At 57.4% G+C, this 19,977-nt stretch carries 17 protein-coding genes; 12 read left to right on the top strand and 5 right to left on the bottom strand.

The features are described 5' to 3' along the window. Positions 1-12: 12 nt before the first annotated feature. Entirely contained in the window at positions 13-1,386 is a 1,374-nt protein-coding gene (locus ADJ74_RS06960) for an amino acid permease (protein WP_050343005.1), read from the bottom strand. Between the two features lie 155 nt (positions 1,387-1,541). On the opposite strand from ADJ74_RS06960, the gene ADJ74_RS06955 reads away from it, so the two are divergent. Together ADJ74_RS06955 and ADJ74_RS06950 are read left to right on the top strand one after the other, a co-directional pair. Continuing rightward, the gene (locus ADJ74_RS06955) at positions 1,542-2,168 is read left to right on the top strand and encodes a hypothetical protein (RefSeq protein WP_050343004.1); all 627 of its coding nucleotides are present in this window, start codon (positions 1,542-1,544) and stop codon (positions 2,166-2,168) included. Then, on the top strand, positions 2,165-2,824 hold the full coding sequence (locus tag ADJ74_RS06950) for a YigZ family protein (RefSeq protein WP_050343002.1): 660 nt from the start codon (positions 2,165-2,167) through the stop codon (positions 2,822-2,824). Before ADJ74_RS06955 ends, ADJ74_RS06950 begins: the two co-directional genes overlap by 4 nt. A 66-nt stretch (positions 2,825-2,890) precedes the next feature. Here the strand turns inward: ADJ74_RS06950 and ADJ74_RS06945 are convergent, their stop codons facing one another. Continuing rightward, entirely contained in the window at positions 2,891-3,571 is a 681-nt protein-coding gene (locus ADJ74_RS06945) for a Crp/Fnr family transcriptional regulator (RefSeq protein ID WP_009442940.1), read from the bottom strand. A gap of 145 nt (positions 3,572-3,716) precedes the next feature. Between ADJ74_RS06945 and ADJ74_RS06940 the strand changes: the two genes are divergently transcribed. Further along, positions 3,717-5,066, top strand: a complete 1,350-nt coding sequence (locus ADJ74_RS06940) for an MFS transporter (protein ID WP_050342999.1) — start codon at positions 3,717-3,719, stop codon at positions 5,064-5,066. 175 nt (positions 5,067-5,241) lie between these two features. Continuing rightward, the gene (locus ADJ74_RS06935; protein ID WP_050342997.1) at positions 5,242-6,546 is read left to right on the top strand and encodes a threonine/serine exporter ThrE family protein; all 1,305 of its coding nucleotides are present in this window, start codon (positions 5,242-5,244) and stop codon (positions 6,544-6,546) included. Positions 6,547-6,619: 73 nt separating this feature from the next. On the opposite strand, the gene ADJ74_RS06930 is transcribed toward ADJ74_RS06935, so the two are convergent. Next, on the bottom strand, positions 6,620-7,834 hold the full coding sequence (locus tag ADJ74_RS06930) for a DUF819 domain-containing protein (RefSeq protein WP_050342994.1): 1,215 nt from the start codon (positions 7,832-7,834) through the stop codon (positions 6,620-6,622). 60 nt (positions 7,835-7,894) lie between these two features. Beyond that, positions 7,895-9,001, bottom strand: coding sequence for an alanine racemase (gene alr, locus ADJ74_RS06925; RefSeq protein WP_050342993.1), 1,107 nt, complete (start codon positions 8,999-9,001; stop codon positions 7,895-7,897). A gap of 530 nt (positions 9,002-9,531) precedes the next feature. Here alr and ald point away from each other — a divergent pair. The 8 genes from ald (at position 9,532) to ADJ74_RS11575 (ending at position 18,501) form a co-directional block, all read left to right on the top strand. Then, a complete protein-coding gene (ald, locus tag ADJ74_RS06920; protein WP_050342991.1) occupies positions 9,532-10,653 on the top strand; it encodes an alanine dehydrogenase in 1,122 nt (373 codons plus the stop codon). Positions 10,654-10,770: 117 nt separating this feature from the next. Next, complete coding sequence (locus ADJ74_RS06915) at positions 10,771-12,201, top strand: amino acid permease (protein WP_050342989.1); 1,431 nt, start codon at positions 10,771-10,773, stop codon at positions 12,199-12,201. A gap of 166 nt (positions 12,202-12,367) precedes the next feature. After that, positions 12,368-13,639, top strand: a complete 1,272-nt coding sequence (locus ADJ74_RS06910; protein WP_050342988.1) for a hypothetical protein — start codon at positions 12,368-12,370, stop codon at positions 13,637-13,639. A 49-nt stretch (positions 13,640-13,688) separates the two neighbouring features. Next, positions 13,689-14,444: a glucosaminidase domain-containing protein gene (locus ADJ74_RS06905; protein WP_050342986.1), complete on the top strand. Its 756-nt coding sequence runs from the start codon at positions 13,689-13,691 to the stop codon at positions 14,442-14,444. A gap of 17 nt (positions 14,445-14,461) precedes the next feature. Continuing rightward, positions 14,462-16,087 carry an ABC-F family ATP-binding cassette domain-containing protein gene (locus ADJ74_RS06900; protein ID WP_050342984.1) on the top strand — a complete coding sequence of 542 codons (1,626 nt, stop codon included), beginning with the start codon at positions 14,462-14,464 and terminating at the stop codon, positions 16,085-16,087. Positions 16,088-16,156: 69 nt separating this feature from the next. Then, positions 16,157-17,752, top strand: coding sequence for an AarF/ABC1/UbiB kinase family protein (locus ADJ74_RS06895; protein ID WP_050342982.1), 1,596 nt, complete (start codon positions 16,157-16,159; stop codon positions 17,750-17,752). Between the two features lie 4 nt (positions 17,753-17,756). After that, positions 17,757-18,116, top strand: a complete 360-nt coding sequence (aroH, locus tag ADJ74_RS06890) for a chorismate mutase (protein ID WP_050342980.1) — start codon at positions 17,757-17,759, stop codon at positions 18,114-18,116. Positions 18,117-18,327: 211 nt separating this feature from the next. Continuing rightward, a complete protein-coding gene (locus tag ADJ74_RS11575) occupies positions 18,328-18,501 on the top strand; it encodes a hypothetical protein (RefSeq protein ID WP_253271682.1) in 174 nt (57 codons plus the stop codon). A gap of 190 nt (positions 18,502-18,691) precedes the next feature. On the opposite strand, the gene ftsZ is transcribed toward ADJ74_RS11575, so the two are convergent. Next, positions 18,692-19,945, bottom strand: coding sequence for a cell division protein FtsZ (ftsZ, locus tag ADJ74_RS06880; protein ID WP_172664521.1), 1,254 nt, complete (start codon positions 19,943-19,945; stop codon positions 18,692-18,694). Between the last annotated feature and the right edge of the window lie 32 nt (positions 19,946-19,977).

The raw sequence follows: 19,977 nt of genomic DNA, 5'->3' as shown, positions 1-19,977 counted from the left end.
CGAAAAAACTCCCTATTCTTTAATTATATCATGTGCCCTGCCCCTGCGCAAGAAGTGGTAAAGAAGCATGGGGACGACGAGCATGGGTACGCCCAAATAAAGCGCAGAGCGCAGCTCGGGGGTAAACGCCATAAAGAGGAGGCAGAGCACCTGCGCCCAGATCCCGAACAGCGTGACATACGGGAAGAGAGGCATCCGATAGCGCAGGAGGGACACCGTCCCCGCCGCCTCAAGCCTGCGCCGCCGCCGATACTGGCTCCAGCAGATCGAGATCCACGCGACCGCGCCCGAGAACCCCGAGAGTGCGAGCAGATAGGTATAGAGCGCCGCATCGGGATGCAGCGCGTAGAGCGCAATCACGCCCCAGCAAAAGGCAATCGAGGCATAGATGGCACGCGAGGGAATCCCCTTGCGGCTGAGCCCACCGAGCGCACGCGGCGCCATCTCCATCGTCGCGAGCGCGTGCACCGTGCGTGCCGCGCCGTAGAGCCCCGAGTTGGAGCAGGAAAGCGCCGCCGTCAGCACGACGAACGAGAACAGCGCCCCCAGATGCGAAAATCCATGCTCGGCAAGCGCTGCCGCAAAGACGCTCTTGGAGAGAGACGCGTGATCCCACGGCAGGATCGAGACGAGCAGCGTAATCGGGATGATGTAGAGCGCGATGATGCGCCACGTCACATTGCGCACCGCCGTCGGAATACTGCGCGCGGGATCCGCCGTCTCCCCCGCTGCCAGCCCGATGATCTCCGTCCCTTGAAAATTGACGAGGATGATGACCATCGTCAGCGCAATACTCGCGTATCCGTGCGGGGCAAAGCCGCCGCTGCCGAGTAGGATGCCCGTGCCGATATAGCCCTCATCGCCGATGAGCCCGAGACAGATCAGGAGCGCAACGACGCTGAACGCCACGAGGGCGATGATCTTGACAAGGGCGAGCCAGAACTCGCTCTCGCCGAATTTATCGACGCGAAACAGATTGAGGAGGGTGACGAGCAGCCCAAACAGCACCGCCCACCAGATCGTCCCGACCTCGGGCAGGAATGAATTCATGATGATGCCCGCAGCAATCATCTCCGAGGGCACGTAGGACACCCACGTCACCCAGTAGGACCAGCCCACACCGCACGCCCACGTCGCCGAGATATTCTCGCGCGCGTAGACGACGAATGAGCCCGAGAGCGGCTGCTCCACCGCCAGCTCTGCGAGGCAGAGCATCACGGCGAGCACGATGATGCCGCCCAGCAGATAGGAAATCACCGCCGCAGGCCCTGCCTGCTCGAGGACGTAGCCCGTCCCCAGAAAATATCCGCTCCCGATCACACCGCCGAGAGAGATGAGCTGAAGATGTCTGTTCTTCAGCCTCCGTTTCATCGTCGACTCGCCCATTGGCTCCGTAACACAACCTTTCTCCTCGAATATATATTGTATAAAAAATGCGCTCTCATCATACTACAAGAGCGCGTCAATTACTATCATTTATTTGACAAATACGTAAATTTTTATTATGATTCAATTAAGTATGAAAAGGAGGAGCACTCACTATGAAATTCAGAGCTTTACTGATTGCTCTCGCGCTCGTCATCGGCATCACGGGGACCTCGTCCGCCGCCCTCAGCGAGCATCGGGAGGCCGCGCAGAACCTGTCCATCGCCTACCCCGTCATCAGTCTCGATGACAGTGCGGTCGCTGATCGCATCAACACTGATATGAAGGCACTCGCGGAGACATTCCGCGCTCAGTACCAGAGCGGGGCATTCTTCCGCGGCGAGCTCGGCTATCGCGTACATCTCGACGACGAAAACTTCCTGTCTGTGACGTTCACGGAGCTGCGCTATGACCTGCACGCCAATCAGCCCGCACGCCACGACTACGGCATCGTCTACTACAAGAAGACGGGACAGCGTCTGCCGCTCTCCTTCTTCGTGCACGTCACGCCGTCCGATCTCGACGGCGAGGCGGTGAACGGTCACCTCTACAACGAGTACGGACGCAATACGCCGATCCAGCCCGAAAAATCCGTGCGTCAGCTTCCGACCGACTACTTCCTCGGCGGACGCGGCTTCGTCTGCCCCATCTTTCAGCCGGGCGAGCTGACCGCGAGCACGGGGCCGACCTACGTACTGCTCGATGCGGGCATCGTCGAGTACTTCAACCGCAAGAACAAATGAGTATGGATCGTGACTACACGACCATCACAGGGGAGATACCGGAGGGCGGTGTCTCCCCTGTTTCGTATGAGATCCAGCGTTCCCGCTTCCTCGCCTACGTCATACACGCGGAGGACGAGGACGAGGTGCGCACATGGCTCGCCGCACTGAAAAAGGAGCACTACGATGCGCGCCACGCGCCCTACGCCATGGTCCTCGGCGCGGATGCCGCACGGCAGCGCTCAAGTGACGACGGAGAGCCGGGCGGGACGGCGGGCAGCCCCATCCTCGAAGCAATCAAGGGACGCGGCATCACGAACGCCGCCGTTGCCGTCGTCCGCTACTTCGGCGGGATCAAGCTCGGCGCGGGCGGGCTCATCCGTGCATACGCCCATGCGGCAGTGCTGGGGCTTGACGCCGCCCCCAAGCTGCGCATGACACTCCTGCGCGAGCTGTCCGTCACGATCGATTACGACCTGCTCGCCGCCGTCGAGCGCTACATCCGCACAGAGGCACTGATCGCAGGAAAAACGACATACGCAGAGCGCGTCACCTGTCTCCTCCGTGTCCCGCCCGACGACATCGCACGCCGCACGGCGGAGCTGACCGATCTAACAGCGGGGCGCGCCGTCTGCACCCGCGGCGCAACGGCGTATCAGGGAATTCTATGCGAATAGACAAAGACAGGGACTGCTGCACGAAGTTTTCGCTTCGTACAGCGGCCCCTATTCTGTGTCCCCGATTCACTCAATATTACAGATCTCCACCCCGCAATTCTCGCAGTGGATGGTCTTTTTCAAATAGTCGATATCCTTGATGAGGATCAGATGCCCGCGCATATCGATCACACCGCTCTTCTTCAACTCAGCGAGCATGCGGTTGAGACTCTCCCGCGCCGATGCAGAGTAGTTCGCGAGCTCCTGATTCGTGAGCGGTACGGAGATCAGTATTCCCTCGTCCGTCTCCATCCCGTAGCTGTTGGCCAGACGGAGAAGCGTTGAGCAGAGTGCTCCCTTCTTCCCGTAGAGCACGAGGTCGCGGAATTTGAGGTGCTGCTTGCGCATGTGCATCCCGATCAGCTTCAGCAGTGCGACAGCGAGGTGCGGATGCTTTTCGAGATACGCCTCCAGTACGGGGAACTCGATGGCGTAGACCTCGGCGGCACTGCGCGCAATCGCACTAAAGAGATAGGTCGGCTCATCCTCGTAGATCGGCAGCTCTCCGACGAGGCTCCCCTTCGTCGCGAGGCGCAGCGCCAAGACACGCCCCGATGCGCCGTACTTGACCACGAAGATATGCCCCGAGCGCACAATATAGAAATAGTGTGCCGGCGCACCCTCACGATAGAGAAACGCTCCATCGTGCAGCGAAACTACCTTGCCCGGAATCGATGCAAGTTCTTGAATGAGCGCCTCCTTATCCACTCCGTCCCCCCCCCCTTCTGTGATACGAAGTAACATTATAATTTATCCTATCGAAAAAACAGAAAAGTTTATGTGATATTCGTCACATACAAGGTAATTTTTTTTCACTATAATTCCATTTATTAATGCGATATATAAGGGAGAGATGGAAATGGAAAATAAGGACATTCTCGCCGTCCTTGGCGAGAATCCAACACGCCGAGAAATTCTTGAGCATTGGGACCCTGAAAATGAGGTGTTCTGGAAACGCTGGGGCGAACGCATCGCCAAGCAGAACCTCTATACTTCCACATGGGCGCTGACCCTCGCCTTCGTTGCGTGGACAATGTGGGCGACAATCGCCGCCCAGCTCAACCACATTGGCTTTCACTTTACGGACAATGAGATCTTTACCCTCGCAGCCCTGCCGGGGCTTGTCGGGGCGACGGGGCGTCTCGTTTACACCTATCTCCCCGCCATGCTCGGCGGACGCAATTGGACGCTGATCTCGACCGCGCTGCTCCTCATCCCGCTCATTGGTCTGGGGAATGCACTCACAGACACCGCGACGACCTATGACACCTTCGTACTTCTCGTCGCGGGCATCGGCATCGCAGGCGCAAACTTCTCATCCTCGATGGCGAACATCGGCTTCTTCTTCCCGAAGTCGCAGAAAGGGCTTGCTCTCGGCATCAACGCCGGCATTGGCAACCTCGGTGTCTCGCTCATCTACTTGACCGCCCCCATGCTCCTCGGCATGAGCTTTGGAGGACTCTTCGGCGCACCGCTCCTCAATGAGGCGGGCAAAGAGATCTACATTCAGAATGTCTGCTACTTCTGGGCGATTCCGACCGCTCTGACCCTGATCCTCGTCTGGATGTTCATGGACAACCTGCCCATCCCAAAGCAGAGTCCGCGCAGCATGATGTCCATCTTTGGCAACATCCATACGTGGCTGCTCTGCGTCATCTACACCTGCGGATTCGGCTCGTTCATCGGCTACTCTGCTGCGCTTGCACTTCTTGTCAATCGCGAGTTCCCCGAGGTCTCCTTTGCCTATGCTGCATTCCTCGGCCCGTTCATCGGCGCCGGCGTGCGCCCCATCGGCGGCTGGGTCGCGGACAAGGTCAACAGTGGCTCGAAGGTTACACTCTACTCGCTGCTCCTCATGCTTATCGCCTGTATTACGACCGTCATGGGCATTCAGTCGCATAACTTCCCGCTCTTCTTCGGGTCGTTCCTCGTGCTCTTCTTCTCGACGGGCTTCATCAATGCTGCGTGCTTCCGCATGATTCCGTTTGTCTTTGACAGTCCTGTACACGCCTCACTCGTCACAGGCTTTACGGCGGCGATCGGGGCGTACGGCGCATTCCTCATCCCGAAGATCTTTGGCTGGGCATACGGAACACAGGGCAGCGTTATTCCTGCATTCTACATTCTCATCGCCTTCACTGTTCTGACCATCATCATCACATGGTTCTTCTATGCACGCAAGGGCTCAGGCATCAAGTGCTGAGTGATCTTTGACGCACATACTGACCGCCATTTTTGGCGGTTCTTTTTTTGCTCTCGCCTCTCCCATGCATCAGTATTTCACGCAGCCAAAGTCTATGTTATAATAGCGTCATCAAAGAGAAATAGGGAGACAAGGAAGGGAGTATCCTACTGTGGGGCGCAAAGAAATTCGAAATATGGCGGACGACGACAACAAGACACTCAACTACAAAATGAAGCTCCTGCTGGACATTGGACAGGCGCTGATGGAGAACGGTGCCGACTGTGCACGCGTCATCCGCGATATGAAACGCGCGGCAGTCCACCTGCGCATCCCTGCTGAAAACATCCAATCCCACATTACCTACACAACGCTTATGCTGAACGTCTGCGACGACGAACGCTCCTTTACGCAGTTCCGCAAGTGCATGAAACACGGCGTGAACCTCGCCGTTCTCGCCGCCGTGAGCAAACTCACCTGGCGCATCCTGCGCGGCAACACGCCCATCGCTGCCACCGAGAACGCCATCGCACGCATCCGTGCACGTACACTCTGCTACCCGCATTGGGGCATCGCGCTCGGAGCTGCCGTCGGCTCGGGCGGCTCGTGCAAACTGTTCGGCGGGAGCTGGGAAGAGTCTCTCGTCGCCGCCATTGCGGCACTCATGGGCTTCATCGCACATCGCCTCAGCAACAAGTATGCTTTCAATCCCTACGCCTGTGCCATGATTACCGGATTTGTCGCCACCATATTTGCGTGGGCCATCCCCGCTGCACTCGGACTGGGTACACTGTGGTACGCGCTCGTTGCGTGCACCATTTTCCTCATGCCCGGACTGCCGTCCATCAATGCGGCAAGTGACGTACTGAACCGTTTCACCACATCGGGCATGACGCGCGCCATGGATACCATGCTTATCATCGGCGGCATGACCTTCGGCATTGCCTTTGCCATTCTTATCGCCGGTGTGGGAAACATCTCCGATGTCCATATCCAGCCCTCAGATACCTACCTCAATCAGGCAATCGCGGCCGCTCTTGCTGCCGGCGGATTCTCCGTCATGTTCAACACCCCGAAGCGGCTGCTCGCCATCGTCGCCGTCGAAGGCATCGTCACTATGCTCATCCGCAACGTTCTCATGCTCGAATTCGGACAACCACAGGCACTCGGCTCCTTCGTGGCGGCGGCCTTCGTCGGCATCGCGGCACTCAAGGTCATCCATATCGTCCACACGCCAAACACCCTTCTCATCATCCCGCCAGTTATCCCGCTCATCCCCTGTGTCCTCCTCTATCGTCTCCTCTTCGCCGTCCTCCACATCCAGACCATCTCCGTCGAGGAACTGCTCGAGGCGCTGCGCTTCGGCGTCAACGGTGTCACCATCATCCTCGCCGTCGTTGTCGGCGTCTCCATCCCGAACATCTTCATCCAGCGGCGCATCGAACACCAGCAGCAGCGTGAGATCGACGAGATCATCAGAGCGCGTGCATCCGAGCGCTGATACAGCTCCATCAACACGCCAAAAGGGCATGATTCCCACATTGGAGATCATGCCCTTTGGTATTTTCAAGCCCCTACGCGCCGAGCAAGCTGCCGACGATAATGCCGAGATACGTTCCAATCACATACCCCAGTGTACCGACGAGCATTGCGGGGCCGACCAGCTTATTCCACCCCTGTGAGATGGCCATCCCTGCCGCCGTCGTCGGCCCGCCGATATTTGCATTGGACGCAATAAGAATATCCTCCAGATCAAAATCGAGCAATTTCCCGCCGACCAGACAGAACAGCATATTCACAACAACGACAATCAGACAGAACACAAAGAGAAGCGGCGCGTTCATCAATATCTCCATAATGGATGCAGGAACACCGATCACGAAGAAAAACATGTAGATAAAGAACGTGCCGATTTCCTGCGCACCGTTCAACGAGGACGCCTGTTTTTCAAAGAACGTGGCAAAGATCACAGAGATTAGCGTAATCCAGACATACTGACTGCCGAGGAACGTATTGGACATCTTTGTAAACCAGCTGACATCAGAGGGAATCAGCGCGCTGAACGTCGCCCCGATGAATTTCGACACGGTAACGACAACGACAGCATAGGTCATGCACATCGCAATATCGCGCAGAGAAATATCCTTACGTCCCCAATACTTTGCCGCGAGTGTCTTCCCGTCGTCGGATGCGCCATGCCTCTCCACTGCATCGATCAGCGGATGCGTGTAGATGCGGCGAAAGAACGCATTTCCCGCAATACCGAGAAGGATCAGAAAATAAATTGCCATATTGAGATTGTCCGCGACTGTCGTTGCCGAGACGAGCGAACCGTGGACCTTGAATGCATCGGCAAGTGCGGTGAAATTCACGCCGCCGCCGATATACGACCCCGTCATCATCGCCGCTGCCTTCGGCAGCCCGTCGATGGAAGCCCCGAGGAGTGCGCATCCAATCAATGCACCGCAGATCGTCCCTGCCGCACCGATCAGAAAAATGATCACCAGACGCCCTGTCTCATGCCAGATCTTCTGCATATTGCTCTGCAAAAGAAGCAAGGGAATCGCAATCGGAACAGCATAACCCCAGACAACATCGTCATAGAGTTCTGCATGAACGGGTATGACCCCCGTATTGACTAAAATGAGTGCGACGACGAGCGCTATCACCGCGCCCGTGATGCGGGAAGCCCACACATACGTCTGCTCAAGATAAATCGACGCTGCCACAGCCAGCAGCATAACGCTCATGAGCACCCATGTATTCTCCGGACTGACTAGTGTATTCATAGAAGCCCCTTTCTCATGGATCGATAAAATATCGAACAAACAATATCACAAATTCCTCAGTTACTCAATATAAACGCGTGGAACACGCGTAGAGATGAGACAGAGGACTTCATAGTTGATCGTATGTGCCCATGCGGCGACCTCATCCACAGACAGCGTTTCCGAACCAAACAGCGTACACACATCCCCCACCTGTGCCTCGGGAATATCCGTGACATCAATCATGAACTGATCCATACAGATCCGTCCCGCGATAGGAGCACGCTGTCCGCAGACCTCGACCGCCCCACTCCCGTAGGCACGGATGTAACCATCCGCATAGCCAACCGTCAGCGTTGCGATACGTGTCTCACGCCCCGCTATGAACGTCCGCCCATAGCCGACAGACTCCCCGGGAGGAATCGTTTTAATGAAGACAATGCGTGCACAGAACTTCATGCAGGGATGCAGATCCATACTGCGCACGACCTCAGACGAGGGCCAAAGTCCATACTGGATAATCCCTACGCGCACCATATCAAAATCTGCATCAGGATATTCCAGGACCGCTGCCGAGGCAGCAATGTGCTTTAGAGGAACATGAATCCCCATCGCCTCGATCGCGTCACACGCCTCTTGGAAAAGCCGCATCTGATGCGCCGTAAAGGATTGATCCGCCGTATCTGCTAAAGCGAAATGCGACGACAGCCCCTCCAGCTCCACATTGGGCAGCGCGACAATGCGCCGTGCCATATCCGCAGCATCCTTTGGAGTGACGCCGATGCGTCCCATCCCCGTCTCGATCTTGAGGTGCACCTTGACTGTCTTCCCCTGCCGCACCGCTTCCTGCGACAGAGCCTCAACGAGATCCATCTGACAAACCGTCTGTGTGATATTATCGTAGACGATCTCGCTCGCACTCTCTGCGCCGATCAACCCTAGAATCAGAAGTGGCGTCGTAAAGCCCGCTGCCCGCAGCTTGAGTGCCTCCGAGAGCGTTGCTACGGCGAGGTAGTCCGCGCCCTCATCGAGTGCAATACGCGCGACGGCGACCGCACCATGCCCATAGGCATCCGCCTTGATAACAGCACAGAGTTTTGTCTTTTTTCCGATACGCCTGCGTATCTCGCGATAGTTATGGGCAATTGCGCTGAGATCAACCTCTGCCCACGCAGTATATCGCAGCATAGCATCCTCGTCCTTCTAAAGAAGTCACCGATACATTCACCGCCCCATCTTGACGCATCTTCTTCCGCACTATGGCGGAAAATCTTCCACAGAGCATTACTTTTCATCCGATTATTTCCTCATTCGGATGAAAAAATCTGCGTCAATTTGACGAACTTCATTGGATCAGCAATTTCCTAAAAATTTTTCATGAAAAATGATTAACAGGAGTATATCACAATGATGGACAGTCGGCTATATCGGAATTGAAATTCTTGCATACAGAGATTGACATATATCACAGCGTCTCCACGTAAATCACAGTTTTTATTGCATTGTGCGAAATAATATCATTCTTTTTATCCTTCATACTTTGTGAAAAATTCGCGGAATTGTGAGTTCAAGTCTGCTTCAATCGACATTTTCACTAAATTTCAATACTTGACAAAAATATCTGAATTATGCTAATATCACAATCAAGGTATACCTCTAGAGATTACTTAGTCGTTTAAACCCTTCTGTATTTTATCTATGTAGTAGGAGGAAAAAACATGATTGTAGGCGTTGCAAAGGAAATCAAGAACAATGAGTTCCGCGTCGGTATGACTCCCTCGGGTGTTGAGGCAATGCGCCGTGCCGGTCATACGGTTCTGATCGAGGAGAGTGCCGGTGTTGGCAGCGGCTTCACGGATGCCGACTACAAGGCAGTCGGCGCCGAGATCGTCTCGGACAAGAAGGCTCTGTTTGATCGTTCGGAAATGATTGTTAAGGTAAAAGAGCCGCTGGAGTCCGAGTATGACCTCTTCCATGAGGGTCAGATCCTCTTCACCTACCTCCATCTCGCAGCAGAACCCCAGCTCACGAAGGCACTCCTTCAGAAGAAGGTTGTCGGTATTGCCTATGAGACGGTTCTCGGCAAGCAGGGCCGCGGTCTCCCGCTGCTCGCTCCGATGAGTGAGATCGCAGGCCGTATGTCTGTCCAGATCGGTGCACAGTTCCTCGAGAGCCGTTACGGCGGCAGCGGTGTTCTCCTCGGCGGCATCGCAGGTGTCTCCGCTGGTCAGGTCGTCATCATCGGCGGCGGCAACGTCGGAACGAACGCAGCAAAGATCGCTGTTGGTCTCGGCGCACGCGTCACGATCATCGACCTCTCGATCGAGCGTCTGCGTCAGCTCGACGATATGTTCGGCGGCCGCGTTGTCACCGAGTTCTCCTCGAGCTACAACATCGCAAAGTGGGTCAAGGAAGCTGACCTCCTCATCGGCTCCGTCCTCATTCCGGGCGCACGCACCCCGATCCTGGTCACTGAGGAAATGATCAAGACCATGAAGAAGGGCTCCGTTGTCGTCGACGTTGCCATCGACCAGGGCGGTTCGATCGAGACGTGCGACCACTGCACGACGCATGAGAACCCGACGTTTGAGAAGCACGGCGTTGTCCACTACTCCGTTGCAAACATCCCGGGCGCTGTCTCCCGTACCTCGACGCTTGGCATCACCAACGCGACGATCTCCTATGCGGTTGACATCGCAACGAAGGGCTACAAGGCTGCCCTCCAGCAGGTGCCCGGTCTGAAGTATGGTCTCAACACCATTGACGGTCATCTCACGAACGAGGCTGTCGGCAAGGCTCTGAACCTCCCGTTCAAGTCCATCGACGAGTTCCTTAAGTAATTTGTGAACTGACTGCTGAGGGGCTGTTTCACTCTCATATATCAATATGTGCTGTGAAACAGCCCCTTTTTACAAGTTTTGTTTTACAACATTTTGAAAGAAAGGCGTGAAGGCTTTATGTTTTTTAAGAAAAAAACACTGGAAGACTTCAGTGCCCAGCGTAAGGACAGCGGCATGCTCCGCACGCTGAGCACAGTGGACCTAACCTTCCTTGGCATCGGCGGCATCATCGGCTCGGGCGTGTTCGTTCTGACCGGTATCGGTGCGGCACGCTATGCAGGGCCCGGTATTGTTCTTTCCTTTATTGCAGCAGGTCTCCTCTGTATGCTCGTCGGTCTCGCCTACGCAGAGCTGGCATCGCTCATCCCGGCGGCGGGCAGCGCATACGCCTATACGTTTGCCTCCCTCGGTGAGGGCATGGCGTTCCTCTGCGGATGGTCACTGATCATCGGCTACATCGTTACCGCGAGTGCGGTCGCCGTCGGATTCTCCGCCTACTTCTCCGGAATGATGGCATCCCTTGGAATGGAGATACCGAAGGCACTCCTCACAACGGCACCGGAGGGCGGCATCATCAATCTGCCCGCCGTCGTCATCACGCTCATCATCGGCGCCATCCTCGCTCATGGCACGAAGGAGAGCTCGCGTCTCAACACGATCCTCATCTCGCTCACGCTGTGCGCGATCGTCGCCTACGTTGTGGTCACGACGCCCCATGCGGTAGCGGCGAACCTCGATCCGTTCCTCCCGTTCGGTGCCGGCGGCATCATGGCAGGCGCAGCGGTCGTGTTCTTCTCCTTCATGGGATTCGATACGGTCGCAACCTCCGCCGAGGAGTGCAAGACGCCGGAGAAGAGTCTCCCGATCGGCATTATCGCATCGGTCTTTGTCTGCCTCTGCATCTACTCCGTTGTGGCACTCGTCCTCACGGCGACGATCCCCTACACGGATCTCGATCGCGCAGATCCTGTCGCCTACTGTCTGCGTCTCATCGGCTACACGAGTCTCGCGAACCTCGTCACGGTCGGCATCCTCTTCGGTATGATCACGACCCTCATCGTCTACATCTTCGGTCAGGCACGCGTCTTCTTTGCCATGTCGCGTGACGGCTTCCTCCCAAAGTCGATGGCAAACATCCATCCGAAGTATGGCACGCCGTACTTCATCACGCTCGTCGGCTCGGCGCTCATCGCATTCATCGCAGGCTGCGTGCCGATGCTCTACATCGTCGAGCTCGCGAACACCGGTGTTCTTGCGGCATTCTTCATCGTCTTTGTCGGTCTGATCCAGCTCCGCCGCAACTCCCCCGATCTGCCGCGCACGTTCCACTTCCCGGCGCTCTACCTCTTCGCACCGATCGGCATGGCAGTCTGCCTGTACCTGATCTGGGCACTGTCGGCGGTTACGAACATTACATTCATCGTGCTGATGGTACTTGGCTTCTTCTTCTACAGCAGCTATGCGCCAAAGCATCGCTGCTGGGATAAGGCCTCCTCAAGCAGTGCGAACGGTGAATCATCCTACAATGACAGCACCGCATCGTCCTAAGTATTTTCTCCTGTAGGCAGCTGGCTGCTGCGGGAAGACGAAATGTCTTTCTGCAGCAGTTTTTTTTCCTCTCGCTGTCATGGAAGATAGATTTCACAGCGGACTATGGCACGACGTTTATTTTTGTGTTAAAATAGAAGTGTTTTGAGTAATGTAGGAGAGTGACATGAACGAGCGGTACGGGTGGATTGGTGCGGCACTTTGTCGTGCGTTCGTCCTCATCTGTGCCGCTGTGCTCGTGCTCACTGCGACGGCAGCACTGCTCACGCGTACGGGGATGCCCTTTGCGGGCGCATATACGGGCGGCGTGCTCGTTGCTGCGGTCGGGACGCTCATCGTCTCACGCAATGGTGCACCGCGCGTTCTCCTCCCCTCCCCTGCCATCACGGCATGGCTGGTCTACGAGGAGATCATCGCACGCGGCATTGCATGGCAGGATGTACTCATTGTCTCTGCCGTCACATCACTCATTGGTGTACTGCTGATGCGCGCCGCATCCACGGGGCGCATGATCGACGCACTCCCGCCCGTGATTCGCACGGGCCTCCTGCTGTCACTCGCGCTCGGGATGCTGACGCAGGCGGCGCAGGCGGCACGCATTCTCCTGCCGTCGCCGTGGGCACTCACGATGGGCGGTATGCTCTCCGACCCGCTGACGTACTTCACGCTCGTCGGCGTCCTCCTCGTACTCCTGCTCTATGTGCAGCAAAAAGAGCTGGCTCTGCCCATCGGCATTGGCATCGTTCTGCTGCTCACATGGGCGGAGGGGTTCTGGGAAATCCCTGCTGCGCCGTTTTTGCAGCCAGAACTTGCTCTGCCGCTCATGGCAGGAGGACAGGACACACTCGATGTTCCCGCCGCCATCGGCCTCGGCATAACACTCCTCATCGCACTCACGGTGGAGAGTGCTGCTGTTCTCTCGGCAGAGGGAGAGCGCCCCCCCGCCAAACCCGACGTGCCGCTCGCACGGCTCTTTGCCATCAGCGGCATCGGCAGTCTCCTCGGTGCATTTCCGCTCAGTATCGCTCCGATCTCTGCGGCACTGCCCGCTGCGGAGGAGCGGCGCATCGTCGGCATCCCGGCCACAGCAATGGGGACGGCTCTGCTGCTTTTCCTGCTGCTCCCCTGTGCGCCGCTGCTCGCGGCACTGGCGGAGTTTCCCGCCGCACCGGCGCTTGCTCTTGCCATGCTGGGGCTCATGCTTCTGCAGCGTGCGCTCGTGCAGCTGCAGAGCGCAAAACGTCTCACGCTGTGCGATGCCGCCGTCCTTGCCGTCTTCGTCCTCGCGTTCTACGACCTGCGGACGGGGCTGACGCTTGCCCTCTTGACATGGGTGCTGCTCATGGCAGCGGGCGGGGCACATCATGCCATACACCGCAGCACGATCGTGCTGACGGTCATTCTTATTCTGTCGCAGCTCTTTCCATGGCTGCCGTAAAGGTATGCGGAGGCTCTCCGCGTGCCCGCAATATGGGAGGTACATTTTCTTGCGTAAGGATATTCTTCTGCGCGGCTCACTCGCCGCAGCCCTTGGTCTTTTCATTCTGACAGCAAACAGCGCCGACGCACGCCGCGTCTATGACCCAAATACGGCGACAAAGGTGCACACGGAGCGCGGCACGGACACGTCGACGGACGATTTCCGCGCACGGATCAGCAATCTCATGCGACAAGCAGAGGAGGCAGAGGAAGCAGAACAACATCCGCCACTCAGCGTCCCCAAGACGCTCTCGGAGTACGATACGGCGATCATCGGAACACCGCTCGCGAGCCAGCAGCAGTGCGTGGACTATCTCCTCAGCGTGAATCCCTATCCCGCCATCTCGGTCTCACCGAAGGAGCTCGTCTCCTACTACTATGAGGAGGGGGAGCGCGAGGGCATCCGCCCCGATGTCGCATTCGCACAGGCACTCAAGGAAACGGGTTTTTTCCGCTACGGCGGTACGGTCACGCCCGATCAGAACAATTACTGCGGACTGGGAACGACGAGCTCGGAGGTCAAGGGCGCGTATTTTGCCACCTCGCAGCTCGGTGTCCGCGCCCACATTCAGCATCTGCTCGCCTATGCCTCCACGCGTCAGCCGGCATTCCCCGTCGTTGACCCGCGCTACAGCCTCGTGCGCAGCGTCTACGGCACGGGTACGCTCGGCAACTGGCAGGATCTGAACGGCCGCTGGGCTGTCCCCGGCGACTCGTACGGTCAGAGCATTCTCTCGATGTTCCGCGCCATCCTTCGCAAATAGAAAAGGAGTACGGATAGATGATTACCGTCAACAATCTCAGCCTGCAGTTCGGCAAGCGTGTCCTCTACAAGGATGTCAATCTAAAGTTCACCCCCGGGAATTGCTACGGCATCATCGGCGCGAACGGCGCGGGGAAATCGACCTTCCTCAAGCTGCTCTCAGGCGACATCGAGCCGACGAGTGGCATCGTGGAGATCACGCCCGGGGAGCGTCTCGCCGTCCTGCAGCAGGATCACTATGCCTACGATGAGGTCGAGGTCTTGCGTACGGTCATCATGGGACACGCGCGTCTCGTGGAGATCATGGACGAAAAGGATGCACTTTACGAGAAGCCCGATTTCTCCGACGAGGACGGGATGCGCGCCTCGGAGCTCGAGGCAGAGTTCGCCGAGCTCGACGGCTGGAACGCAGAGACGGAGGCGGCACAGCTGCTGAACGGTCTCGGCGTCTCGGACGACAAGCATCATCTCAAGATGAACGAACTCACCCCATCGGAAAAGGTACGCGTCCTGCTCGCACAGGCACTCTTCGGCTCGCCCGACATCCTCCTGCTCGATGAGCCGACAAACCACCTCGACGTTGCCTCGATCAACTGGCTCGAGAACTTCCTCGCGGACTTCCCGAACACGGTCATCGTCGTCTCGCATGACCGCCACTTCCTCAATCAGGTCTGCACCTACATCTGCGACGTGGACTTTGGCAAGATCTCGCTCTACGCCGGTAACTATGACTTCTGGTATCAGTCCAGTCAGCTCGCGCTCCAGATGGCAAAGGATGCGAACAAGAAGAAGGAAGAGAAGATCAAGGAACTCCAGACCTTCATCCAACGCTTTGCCGCAAATGCCGCAAAGTCCCGTCAGGCGACCTCGCGCAAGAAGCTGCTTGAGCGCATCACACTCGACGACATCAAGCCGTCGGCACGCCGCTATCCGTACATTGCCTTTACCCCCGACCGCGAGGCGGGCGATCAGCTGCTCACCGTCGAGGGGCTTTCCAAAGAGCTGGACGGCCGTCAGCTGCTAAAAAATGTCAGCTTCACCCTCAAGAAGGGTGACAAGGTCGCCTTCGTCGGGCCAAACGGTGCGGCAAAGACAATGCTGTTTAAGATCCTCATGGGCGAGGAGGAAGCGGACGAGGGCACGTTCAAATGGGGCGTCACAACGACGCAGGCCTACCTTCCCTCAGATAACTCTGACTACTTTGACGGCGTAAAGCTCAACCTCGTGGACTGGCTGCGCCAGTACTCCAAGGATCCGGACGAGACATTCGTGCGTGGCTTCCTCGGACGGATGCTCTTCTCGGGTGAGGAGAGCCAGAAGCGTGCCGAGGTGCTCTCGGGCGGCGAGCGCGTCCGCTGCATGCTCTCGCGCATGATGCTCTCGGGCGCGAATGTGCTCATCTTCGACGAGCCGACCGACCATCTCGACCTCGAGTCGATCACCGCCCTCAACAACGGTCTGATCTCCTTCTCGGGCACGATTCTCTTTGCCTCGCGCGACCATGAGTTCACGCAGACGGTCGCGAACCGCATCATCGAGATCACGCCCGTCGGCGTCGTGGACCGCATCTCGACCTACGACGAGTACTTGAGCAACGAGACGGTAAAGCAGCAGCTCGCGGAGAAGTACAAAGCGGCAAAGTAAGTGACGAGATGCTGGATCATGCGGGCATGATCGTCAGGTATATGAACCCATACGGGGGGAGGTGAGATGATGCTCGGCGCACTGCTGCAAGGCACCGAAAACAAAAACGCCGCACTGCGGCTGCGTGAAATGGTAACGGTACTGCGCCGTCACGACATCGTCCACGGCCTTACACCGGAGAAATTGCGCGCCATCTTCGAGGATCTCGGCCCCACATTTGTCAAGTTTGGCCAGATCATGAGCATGCGCCCTGACTTTCTGCCGACGGAGTACTGCGATGAGCTGATGAAGCTCCAGACGGCAGCACGTCCTCTTGCCTTCCCCATCATCCTCTCCATCGTCGAGCAGGAGTACAATCGCGACTGGAACAAGGTCTTTCGCACGATCGACAGCACGCCGCTCGGCTCTGCCAGCATCGCGCAGGCACACCGCGCCACACTCGCCTCGGGTGAGGAGGTCGTCATCAAGGTGCAGCGTCCCGGCATCCACGAGATCATGCGTACTGACCTCACGCTCATGAAGCGTGCCGCCACTCTCATCCGTCTCGTCAGCAGCGACGATGTCGTGGACTTTCGCACGCTGATGGACGAGATGTGGAATATCGCCAAGCAGGAGATGGACTTTCTCATCGAGGCGAGCCATATCGAGGAATTTACGCATCTCAATTGCGATAATCCCTTCGTCTCATGCCCGCGCGTCCTGCGCGATCTCTCAACGCAGCACATTCTCGTCATGGAGTATATTGACGGCATCCCGCTCGACCAGACGGATACTCTCCACGCCGCAGGAGTCAACGTCACTCAGGTCGGGCGGCGGCTCGGCGAGAACTACGCCAAACAGATCATCGAGGATGGATTTTTCCACGGAGATCCGCATCCCGGCAACATCCGCATCCGCAACGGCAACATCGTCTGGCTCGACCTCGGCATGATGGGGCGTCTCAGCAACCGTGACCGCACGGCTCTGCGGCGCGCGATCATGGCACTCGCCACGCACGATACCTTCGAGATGAAGGCAGCCATCCTCGCCCTCGGGATCGTCAAGGGACGCATCGACCACGCGCAGCTCTATCAGGACATCGATGTCATGATGGAGCAGTACGGCTCGCTCGACTTTACCGACGTACACATGGGCGTTCTGACGAATCAGATTCTCGGCATCCTGCGGATGCATCACATTGGCTGTCCGAGCGGACTTGCTATGTTTGCACGCGGTGTCATGACCGTTGAGATTGTCATGCGCCGCTGCGCGCCTGAGGTCAGCTTCCTTGAGATCTTTGCGCGCAGCCTTTCCCTTGGGATTGTGCAGGGCATGACGTGGCGCGAGGGGCTCTCAAAGGCACGGCAGGAGGGCATCATGCTCCTGCGCAAATCCGTGCAGATCCCGGAGCAGCTCGCCGACCTCCTCAAGATGACCATGGGCGGGCAGACGAAGCTCAACATCGACCTCACGGGATCAGAGGAGCCTGTACAGCGTCTCGATAAGATGATCAACAAACTCATCATCTCGCTCCTCTGTGCGGCACTCCTCATCGCATCGAGCACGATCTGCACCACGAATATGCAGCCGCAGATCGGCGGCATCCCCCTCCTCGGCATTCTCGGCTATCTCATCGCATTCATCCTGAGCCTGCGGCTCATCTGGGACATTCACAAGGGAGTGTAGAGCTATGCGCGGCATACGCGGCGCCATTACCGTTGGGCGCAACGAAAAGGAAGAAATCTGGCAGGCGGCACAGGAACTCGTCACGGAGATTCTGCGCACGAACAATATCACCCCCGCTGACATCGGTGCTGCCATCTTCAGCGTCACCGAGGATCTCACGGCGGCATTCCCCACGGCGGGCGTGCGCCGCATCCGCGGATTCGACCTCGTTCCCCTTTTTGACGCGCGCCAGTGCGCCATCGAGGGTAGCCTCCCGCGCTGCATCCGCATCCTCCTCCTCGTCAACACGGATCTGCCGCAGAGCGACATCCATCATATCTACCTGCGTGCAGCGGCGGAACTGCGGCCGGATTTGGAGAGTTAGACAGTTATAGAAGGGGCTGCTGCACATTTGTTTCGTGCAACAGCCCCTTAAATATTGGTCACTTTTCTATGTCAATGGAGAGTGCCAGAACGAAAGCTCGCTGGGGCGTCTCATGCACGACTTCTTTTGCAGTGATCCAAATGATATGTACAGCGATGTACTCGCCGAGCGCGTACGCTTTTTCAAAGAAGACGAAAAGGGGGTTGCAGCTATGTGTAAGATAATGGAAGAAATACGAAAAGACGGAGAAGTTCAGGGGGCAGAAACGGAGCGCCTAAAGAACATCAAAAGTCTCATTCAGCGAATGGGGGTTACTGCCGAGGTCGCAATGGATGCACTAAACATTGCAAAGGACGATCAACCAAATTATCTGGCACTCCTCTAATGAGGAAGTCTGCGTCATTTGTTGCATACACATATTTTACGTCAGAAGCCGGTGTTTGAAGACACTGGCTTCTGTGCTTTTTGCACAAAATTGAGGCTGCTGCACGTTTGTTTCGTGCAACAGCCTCTTTTCTCTATCGTGAATTGTATCTGGTTTTACTACGCAATCCCTCTGTGCGACGGTTCTCTGCTCACCGTTTGCGCATCCATGCGGGAATGTCGATGATGTCCGTGCCGCCTGCACCGCTGTTCGGTTCAACGACGTTCATGCGGCTCTGCTGTCCGCCAGAGGGCGGAACGATCGCAGCGGCGGGACGCGCCTGTGCCTGCGGCTGTGCGGGACGCGCGGGCTCCTTTGGCGTACTCGATGCACTGCCGAGCCCCGGCATGCGGATCCAGTCCTCGGAGATGCCCGTCGTCGTCTCTTCCTGTGCCGCAGCGGTACCGGGTGCGCTCCCCGCGCTCGCGCCGAAGCCCGTCGCGACAACGGTGACGCGGACGCTGTCCTCCAAGCTGTCATCGACACCGATACCCCAGATGATGTTCGCCTGACGGCCGTTTGCCGCATTCGTAATCATGCTGTTGAGCCACTCAGACGCCTCGTTGACCTCGAACATGCTGAGGTTCTTCGATCCCGTAAAGTTGAGGATGACAGAGGTCGCGCCTTCGATGCTGGTCTCAAGGAGCGGCGACTCGATCGCCGCCTTTGCTGCCGCAACGGATGCACCCTCGCCGCGCGCCTCGCCGATGCCCATGATCGCAGCACCGCCGTTTGCCATGGTCGTATGCACGTCGGCAAAGTCGAGGTTGACGACGCCCTGATTCGTAATGAGGTCGGTGATGCCCTTGACGCCCTGCCAGAGGACGTTATCCACCTTGCTGAATGCCTCGGTGACGGGCGTGCTCTTGTCGATGATCTTCATCAGGCGGTCGTTCGGGATGGTGATGATGGTATCAACGTGCTGCTGCAGGTTCTCGATGCCCGAGTCTGCGTTGCGCGCACGCGTCATTCCCTCATAGGAGAAGGGACGCGTCACAACGGCGACGGTCAGTGCGCCGAGTTCACGCGCGCACTCCGCCACGACGGGAGCTGCGCCCGTTCCCGTGCCGCCGCCCATACCAGCCGTGATAAAGACCATATCCGCACCGCGCAGTGCCTCTAGGATCTGCTCGCGGCTTTCTGTCGCCGCTGCCTCGCCGATCTCTGGGCGCGCACCTGCACCGAGTCCGCGCGTACGTTTCTCGCCGATCTGGATACGGGTGGCCGCCTTGGATTGGAGCAGCGCCTGCGAATCCGTATTGATCGCCACAAATTCAACGCCCTGCAGCCCGGAGTCGATCATGTTGTTGACGGCGTTTCCGCCGCCGCCGCCGACGCCGATGACGATGATCTTTGCAAGCTCTTCAAAGTTATCATCCATTTCGAACACAGTCTCAGCCTCCATGTAGGATTTATTACAGAATCTATCAATAGACA

It is taken from the genome of Selenomonas sp. oral taxon 478 (assembly GCF_001189555.1).
Taxonomy (GTDB): domain Bacteria; phylum Bacillota; class Negativicutes; order Selenomonadales; family Selenomonadaceae; genus Centipeda; species Centipeda felix.
The sequence above is the reverse complement of the archived record's forward strand: the minus strand, read 5'-3'. Positions and strand labels throughout refer to the sequence as shown.